Genomic DNA, 8,183 nt, shown 5'->3' on the forward strand with positions numbered 1-8,183 from the left:
ATCCCCAGAAGAGGAAACTCAGCGATCCTTGAAGACGCGGGGCCGGAAATGAATATTTCCGCAGGGGGGAGCGGGGTTTCCTTCCCGACCGTCTCGCGGCAATCCAAACGGCCCAAAAGCAGACACTCCGAGCGTCCGCAACGGGCCAATTTCGGAAGCCGCTTCTCCCAGAAGCGAACAGAGGCTCAGCCGACGCAGTCGCCCTGCCGACGGCACGCGCCCCAGTTGCGGAAGCAGCTTGCCTCAACTGCGGCACTTTCAACATAAACACGACAACAGTCGTACCCAACTATTTCAATGGGTTATGAAGGATTTGGAAGATCGGTTCGGCTAACTTCGCCTTTCCCCACAGTGTGCGACACGGAAATTCTGGCGGCTGGAGAGGGGAGTGTGTCGGCACAGCCCTTTTGGGGCCTTAAAACGCCGACCCAATCGAACCGGCCGCCCTCATCGATCACTTCGGTCCATACTTGGCCGCGTCCTGAGCTTGGACCCGGCCACAACATCCGCCGTTCGAACCGTGGTGAAACCCAGGCATCGGCTCCTCGCCACATCGGTTATGTCGAAAATCGCTCTTCAAGCCATTCAGCTTCGCTGAGACCTATCTTCCGTCATGGCCGCGGGGACGATGAGCGCGCACCCGACGCCTGAAAGCGCGCAGGCAAGGAAGCCGAGATCGAAGCGGCCGGTCAGCGACAAGGCCATTGCGAACGCGGATGGCGCGACCACATAGCCGAGGAAGATGACCAGAGTAGCCGCGGCTGACGCTTCCCGAACGAGGCTTGGCGGGCAAGCCCGCGCAATTTCAGATAGCTGAACGCCATTCCAGCTCGACACCGTCACGCCGGCGATTGCCGCGAGGACGCAGTAGGTCTGGAAAGACCACTGTGGCGTCGCAAGCGCCAATGTCAGCGAGGTTGCGCCTGACGCCAACCCGATCACGCGCAACAGCAGCCGCGGGGTTCCAAGCCTGTCCGCGAGCCACCCAAGCAGAACGCGTCCAGCAACACTGGTCGCCTGCATCAAGGCGTAGAGCGCTCCGGCTGTCTCGAGGCTGTAGCCAAGTTGCGAGACCGCATACGTCATCAGATAGGCGAACCAGATCCCCTGCCCTATCGCCAGGCAGGCACCGGCTGCAGCCAATCGGAACAAACTCGAAGACGTCGTCAGGGTCCTGATCGGCGTGACCAGGTTGGCGATCGAGAGAATAACGCCGAGCCCGAACTTCAGGCCATGCTCTCGATCGCGATCAAGCCCGTCCCGCATCGGCTGGACGCTTGCGATGATGGCGAGCACGAACACTGCCGAAGCCAGGAGCGCGATGCGCCAGCCGTAGGCTGCGGCGAGCGGCGGCAACGCAAGCCCTGCCACCACTCCTCCGAGCGGCACCCCAGCCTGCTTGATCGAGAAGATCAGGCTGCGGCGGCCATGAGGCGCAGTGCGATGCAGAACGTCATTGCCCGCGGGCGAGGATGGTCCGTAGCCCACGCCGATCAGAAGCGCGGCGACACAGGCTGTCGTCGTCCAGCTCGGCAGAAAAAGTGCCAGCCCCAGAATTCCGATCAGAAGCCCGGCCTGGAGGGCTCGCACGGAACCGAGAGCTCGCATGTAAGGCGAGCCCAATGCCAGGAAAAGGATCGAGCCGAACGTGTTGAGACTAGCGAGGTAACCCACGACCGAATCCGACCACCCCCGCTCAGTGGCCAATATTGGAGCGATCGTCGGAGGAATCCGGCTGAGAAAGGCCGTTGCCATCTGGACTGCGACCATGGTCGCGAGGGCAAGCTGCCATGAAGGAGCGGCTTCTGCCCTTGGGAGACCTGGTTTCACGCGCTCAACTCACGCCACCGCAAGCAAGCGACGCCATGGCCGTCCTGATCGTCAAGATGTGGGTCGATTTCCGCACAATCTGAGATTGCATACTGGCAACGCGTCCTGAACCGACATCCGCTCGGAACATTGGATGGATCGGGTGGCTCGCCTTGCAGGGAGAAATTCTCGGTCACGCGAGGCCCGCCGATGCGTGGCGCAGCCGAGAGGAGAGCTTGTGTATAGGGATGGCGGGGGGTGGCAAAGACGTCAGCAGTCTTCCCGATCTCCACGATCCTGCCAAGGTACATGACGATGACGCGGTCGCAGATCGACTGCACGACAGCGAGATCGTGACTGATGAAGAGATAGGTCAGATCGAATTCCGATTTGAGGTCGCGGAACAGGCGCAGCACGGTCGCCTGTACCGAAACGTCCAGTCCCGAGGTGGGCTCGTCGAAGATGACCAGTTCCGGCCCGAGAACGAGAATCCGAGCCAGACCGACCCGCCGCTGTTGGCCGCCGCTGATTTCATGCGGATAGAGATCGAGATGCTCGACGGGCAGTCCGACCGCCTTGACGATCTCCCTGACCTTCTCCTCCCGCTTTTCTCTCGACCAGTCGGTGTGAATGATCAGTGGCTCGTGGAGCGAGCGGCGCAGCGTCCAGCGTGGGTCGAGGGAAGCGCCCGGATCCTGATAGACATATTGAAGGCGCGCACGGATTTTGGGAGCACGCTTCTGGCCCGGCGAGGCAATCCTTTCGCCCAGCATCCGGACTTCGCCCTCGCTCGGCTCGTGGATGCCCATGAGCGTCTTGCCAAGCGTGGACTTGCCGCAGCCGGATTCACCGACAATCCCCAGAATTTCGCCGGGCTCGACCGCGAAGGAGACATCGTCCAGCGCGCGCAGGCTGCCAACCTTCCGGTTCAGGAACCCTCGGACCGGGAAGTGCCGGGCCAGATTGTCGACTTCGAGAATGGGAGGATTACTGGTCTCAGACATGCGCAGCCTCCGCCTCGGCCGACCAGGAATGATGACACGCAACGGCGTGGCCATTGGGCTCTGCAATCAGCGCCGGCCTTGTTTCGTGGCAAACGTCCGTCGCGCGGGGGCAGCGGGGATTGAAGCGGCAACCGTTGGGGGCCTTGAGCGGGCTGGGAACCCCACCGGGAATTCCGACAGGGTCGCGCCCAGGCGCGGGCAGGCTATCGAGCAGCATCCGCGTATAAGGGTGGCGAGGGTGGCCGAAGAATTGCTCGCGCGGCGCAATTTCCGCGGTCTGCCCGGCATACATGACCACCACGCGGTCGCAGATTTCCYAGGCCGCGCCAAGATCATGGGTCGTGAACAAGACGGACACCCCGCGTTCGACCGCCAGCCGCCGCAGCAACCCCAGGATCTGCGCCTGGACCGTCACGTCCAGAGCGGTCGTAGGCTCGTCGGCGATGATCATTCGAGGTTGAGGAAGGAGCGCCATGGCGATCATCACCCGCTGGCGCTGGCCGCCCGATAGCTGGTGGGGATACTTATCCAGAATGGCCTTCGGCTGCGGCAACTGAACCGCATCGAGCATGGCAATGGCGCTTGCCTCGTCTGCCTTGCGCGAACGGCCAAAACTCCCTTTTCCGTCCCTGGGAGCTTTGAAGCGCATCAGGTCGTGGATCTGGGTGCCGATCCGAAACAGAGGGTTGAAGCTCGCAAAGGGGTCTTGCGGGACGAAGGTAACAACCCGGCCGCGTAGATGCTCGGCCGCCTTGCCGCCCGAGAGCATATCGACACCGTCCAGCCGGATGTACCCGCCGTTGATCTCTGTTTGGCCTTCGGGAAGCGTCCCCAGGATCGCACGGGCCAGCGTTGACTTGCCACAGCCGGACTCGCCGACCAGTCCGACGATTTCACCAGGCTTCACGCTGAGATCGATCCGATCGAGGACCTTGGCGAGCCCTTTTTCCGTTCGGAAGCCCAGAGACAGGGCCTGAATATCGAGGAGATTGCTCATGATCAGACGCTGCGCCGCGTACGCGGATCGAGGATGTCGCGCAGGCCGTCGCCAAAGAGATTGAAGCCCAGCACCGTCAGGAAGATCGCGATGCCCGGAGCGAGTGCGTACCACCACGCTTCGGGAAGGAATTCACGGCTTTCCGCAATCATCCGCCCCCATTCAGGAGTTGGAGGCGGAGCGCCAAGCCCCAGGAAGCCCAGCGTTGCCGCGGTCAGAATCGTCGCGCCCATGCCAATCGACGTCCGAACGATGATGGGCGAAGCGATGTTCGGCAGGATGTGCAAGACGATGACGCGCCAAGGCGATGCACCGAGCGCGACGGCGGACTCCACGAAGACCTCGTTGCGCATGGATCGCGTCTCGGCATAGACCAGCCGCGCCCAGAAGGGCCAATAGGTCAAAGAAAGCGCCAGAATGACGTTCTCGATCGATGGTCCGAGAGTCTGCGCGATCGCGATGGCCAGAACGATCTGAGGCACCGCCAGGAAGATCTCGGCAATCCGCATCAGCGCGTCGCTGACCCAATTCTGGTAGTAGCCGGCGATAAGACCGATCGGTACGCCGATGACGAGCGCAGAGCCGACGGCAATTCCCGCCAGCATCAGCGTGATCCGCGCGCCGAACAGCATCCGGCTGAAGATATCGCTGCCCATCCGGTCGGTGCCGAAAAGCGCGGTAGCCGAAGGCGGTTGAAGCCGGTTCGCGATGTGGAAATCGAAGACATCGTTCGGAAATGGAGCCAGCAGCGGCGCAAACATTGCAGCCAGCACAAGCAGGCCCAGCAAGCTCAACCCAATGAATGCCGCTTTATCTTTGGCGAAGCGTTTCAGGAGATCCATCAGGCCGCACCTCGCGGGTCGATCGCAGCCTGCAGCATGTCCACCAGCAGATTGATCAGGACGAAGAGTGCGCCCGTGCAGAGCGTAAAGCCCATCACGGCGTTGTAGTCGGACTGCAGGATCGAGCGCACGGCGTAGGCACCCAGGCCGGGCCAATCAAAGACCGTCTCGACGACGACCGCGCCGGCCAAGAGGATGCCAAAAATCAGTCCGAGCTGCGTGACGGTCGCGGTCAACGCCATGCGAAGCACGTATTTCCAGACGATCAGGCGGCGTGGCAGTCCCATCGCCGTCTGGTAGGCGACGGACGGCGAATTGATCACGCCGATAACGCCGTTTCGGGTAAAGCGAACGACCGTGGCTGCAGCGGGCAAAGCCAGGGTCAGTGTCGGCAAGACAATGTGCCTGAATGCGGAGCCGATCATCTCGCGATCGCCTTCGATCATTGCGTCCACCAGCATGAGCCCCGTCACCGGCTCAGGCGGAAATCCCTCGATGCGTCCCGAAAGCGGCAGCCATCCGAGTTTCATCGAGAAGAGGAACTGGAACTGCATCGCCAACCAGAAGGATGCCACCGCCAGGCCGGAAACCGTCACGACCCGAAGCAGGTGGTCGATCCATGAATTCCGGTGCAGGCCGCAAAGCACGCCCAAGGGGATGCCGACGAGGCCTGCGATCAGAACGGCAAAGATCGTCAGTTCCAGCGTCGCGGGAAGACGCGATGCCAGATCGTCGACGATGGGCTGCTGGGTAAAGAGACTGGTGCCGAGATTGCCCTGCGCGATGTCGCGCAGGTAGTTCGCGAACTGAACCGGCAACGGCTTGTCAAACCCGAAGCGCTCCCGCACCTGCTGGACCTGCGCAGCGGAAGCGTTCTCCCCCGCGGCCAAGACCGCTGGGTCGACAGGGATCACCCGCGACAGCACGAATACGATCGCGAGCAGCCCCACGAGGGTTGGCACGAACCAGAGCAATCGGTTCGCCACCATTGACAGCCAGTTCATGGCAACGCCTCCGGTTGGAAGAAGTCAGGACCGCTCAGCGCTTGAGAGATGCCCAGCGAATGTCCTGGCCGTTGCTGACCGGGGAGAAGCGGATGCCCTCGACCTTGCTCGAATAGGGTCCGTACCAACGCGTGTTGTAAACGAAGATGCCGGCGGCATCGTCGTTCACCATCTGGGTCATTTCCTCGTAGAGCTTGCGCCGTTCGTCCTGGTCACTGGAGACAAGGGCACGGTCGAGCCGCTTATCGAATTCGGGGTTGCTGTAGTACGAGAAGGTGCGCGTGCCGTGATAGCGCGTGCCATACAGCTCCCCGACCCAGTTATTGGGGTCGACATAGTAAGTGCTCTTCCATAGCGGCACGATATCGGCCTGGGTGTCGGCCTTGCGCATCCGGCTGGACACGACGGACCAGGGYGAAACCTCGACCACGACCTCGACGCCAATCTGGCGCAGCGTGCTCTGGAACAGCGTCGCCGCCTGCTCGGATTCGCTGAAGCCGGCAAGGGCGTTGATGGTGATCGGGCGCAGCGGCTCCGTCACCTTCTTCAGCTCCTCGCGGGCCTTTTCGAGATTGTAGCTGTAACCCTTGAGGCTGGCCGGCGTGCCCCAGATGTTGTTGGGATTGGGCCCCGGATTACGCGAGACCGAATCCTTCATGATGCTCTTGATGAAGCCATCATAGTCGAATGCGTAGGCCAGCGCGCGGCGGAAGTTCGGATTGTTCATCGGCGGCTTGGTGCAGTTCAACGCCAGGATGAACACCCGCATCGATTCCTGCTCGATGATCTGAACGTTGCTCGACTGCCGGAGTCGCTGGATCTGATCGTAGGGAAGGTAGCCATCGGCGCCCTGGAAATCGCCGCGGATCAAGCCGAGCACGCGGGTGTTCGTCTCAAGGACGGTGCGGAATTCAAGGTCGTCGAAGGGCTGGCCGGTCCACCCCGCAAAATGTTCGGCGAAGCGGCGTGCGGTGAAGCCCACGGCCGGGTCATGCCGGCGAAGTGCGTAGGATCCAGAGCCCGCCTCGTTGCGCGTGAGCCAGGCCTCGCCCCAGTCCCCGTCCTTCTCATTGGCCTTCACCAGCGCGCTGTTGACCACGAGGATGTCGGGCACCGTGGTCAGGAAAATCGCGGATGGGCCGTTCAGGTTGAAGATGACCGTGTGAGGATCGGGCGCCTGTGTCGATCCCGGCTTGATACTGTCGAGGTATAGGCTGGCGGGGCCCTTCTTGAGGGCGAGGATGCGCTCGATCGAGTAGACGACATCGGCAGACGTCAGCGGTTTGCCGTCGTGAAACTTGGCGTTCTGCCGCAGCTTGAACGTGTAGACCTTGCCGTCATCCGAGACGGTATGGCTCTCCGCCAGCCATGGGATCATCTTGGGAGGATTGTCGACCCAGCGGTAGAGCCCGTCGTAGAGATTGAAGCGCGAAGCGGCCCGGGCGGTATCGAAAATGGTATGCGGATCGAGATTATCGTACGGGCTGTTGTTCGCGTAGACGAACTTGCCCCCGGCCTGTGCCAGAACTCCCTCGATCGAGAGCGAAGCGAGGGCGACCGATCCTGCAACCGCTTTAAGCGCGTCTCTCCGTGTCGTCGTCATGCCATCCCTCCATTGATGTCGTGTTTCAAGGGCTGCCGGTCACCGAGACGACCTGGCCTGTGATGAAATCCGCATAGTCGGAGGCGAGGAACATGACCGTGTAGGCGATGTCCTGCGGCGTCCCCGGCCGACGCCGCGCCGTGTTGGCAATCATGTTCTCCTGCCGCTCGGCCGAATATGACTGCCACTGCCGCTCATAGTCCGGGCTCGTGCGCTGGAACCCTGGGGCAACCGCGTTGACCGTGACCCCGAACGGCCCGAGCTCCTGCCCGAGCTGGCGCGCCAGCCCGATCTCGCCGGCCTTGGCGGAGGCATAAGCCTGAATCCCCGTCAGCGAGGTGCGCAGCCCGGCACCGCTGGCGATCAGAACGATCCGCCCCTTGCCGCGCGCCTTCATGCCGGTGCAAACCGCCTGGGAGGACAGGAAGGCGCCCGTCAAATTGACGTCGAGCACAGCGCGCCAGTCGGCCTCCTCGACATCCTCAAGCGCCTTCGCGCTCTGCCCGAGAACTCCGCCGGCCACGTAGACAAGGACGTCTGGTGCGCGCCCGCTGATCCCTTCGGCCTCAGCGACCCATCGGTTGACCGCCGCCTTGTCGAGCAGATCGAGCTGCGTCGCATGCGCCGGCAGGCCGGCCATCTCCTCCTTGAGCCGATCTGCCGCGAAAACATTCGCGCCCCTCGCCGCAAATTCCTCGACGATGCCACGGCCGATGCCGCGGGCCGCCCCGGCCACCAGCACGGTCTGGTCGATGAACTCGATATTCATGCCGCGTCCTCCAGCTGACGAGGCATGATCTGCGGATACTGTTCCAGAACACGGGCATAGGCCCGCTCCAACGCCGCAACCGGATCCTCCTTGGCGGCGGCATCGGCATTCACCGCCGCGAAGAGCTCATGCTTGACGAAGAAGCGCCACTCCAC

General features: G+C 62.4%; 7 protein-coding genes. All 7 read right to left on the minus strand.

Annotated elements, in window-relative coordinates; genetic code table 11:
- Window positions 1–585: 585 nt before the first annotated feature.
- The 7 genes from AB4Y99_RS22255 to AB4Y99_RS22285 are packed head-to-tail and all read right to left on the minus strand — an operon-like array spanning window position 586 to window position 8,028.
- Complete coding sequence (locus AB4Y99_RS22255) at window positions 586–1,770, minus strand: MFS transporter (RefSeq protein WP_318652211.1); 1,185 nt, start codon at window positions 1,768–1,770, stop codon at window positions 586–588.
- 56 nt (window positions 1,771–1,826) lie between these two features.
- Window positions 1,827–2,813, minus strand: coding sequence for an ABC transporter ATP-binding protein (locus AB4Y99_RS22260; protein WP_441524861.1), 987 nt, complete (start codon window positions 2,811–2,813; stop codon window positions 1,827–1,829).
- Window positions 2,806–3,810, minus strand: coding sequence for an ABC transporter ATP-binding protein (locus tag AB4Y99_RS22265; protein ID WP_441524862.1), 1,005 nt, complete (start codon window positions 3,808–3,810; stop codon window positions 2,806–2,808). The genes AB4Y99_RS22260 and AB4Y99_RS22265 overlap by 8 nt, the downstream gene beginning before the upstream one ends.
- 2 nt (window positions 3,811–3,812) lie before the next feature.
- Window positions 3,813–4,652 (minus strand): ABC transporter permease, encoded by an 840-nt coding sequence (locus AB4Y99_RS22270; protein WP_038361679.1) that lies wholly within the window; start codon window positions 4,650–4,652, stop codon window positions 3,813–3,815.
- Window positions 4,652–5,656, minus strand: coding sequence for an ABC transporter permease (locus AB4Y99_RS22275; protein ID WP_112763511.1), 1,005 nt, complete (start codon window positions 5,654–5,656; stop codon window positions 4,652–4,654). The genes AB4Y99_RS22270 and AB4Y99_RS22275 overlap by 1 nt, the downstream gene beginning before the upstream one ends.
- A gap of 34 nt (window positions 5,657–5,690) precedes the next feature.
- A complete protein-coding gene (locus AB4Y99_RS22280; RefSeq protein WP_441524863.1) occupies window positions 5,691–7,259 on the minus strand; it encodes an ABC transporter substrate-binding protein in 1,569 nt (522 codons plus the stop codon).
- Between the two features lie 25 nt (window positions 7,260–7,284).
- Complete coding sequence (locus AB4Y99_RS22285) at window positions 7,285–8,028, minus strand: SDR family NAD(P)-dependent oxidoreductase (RefSeq protein ID WP_112763510.1); 744 nt, start codon at window positions 8,026–8,028, stop codon at window positions 7,285–7,287.
- Between the last annotated feature and the right edge of the window lie 155 nt (window positions 8,029–8,183).

Source organism: Allobosea sp. TAB14, assembly GCF_052113865.1.
GTDB classification, from domain to species: domain Bacteria; phylum Pseudomonadota; class Alphaproteobacteria; order Rhizobiales; family Beijerinckiaceae; genus Allobosea; species Allobosea spartocytisi.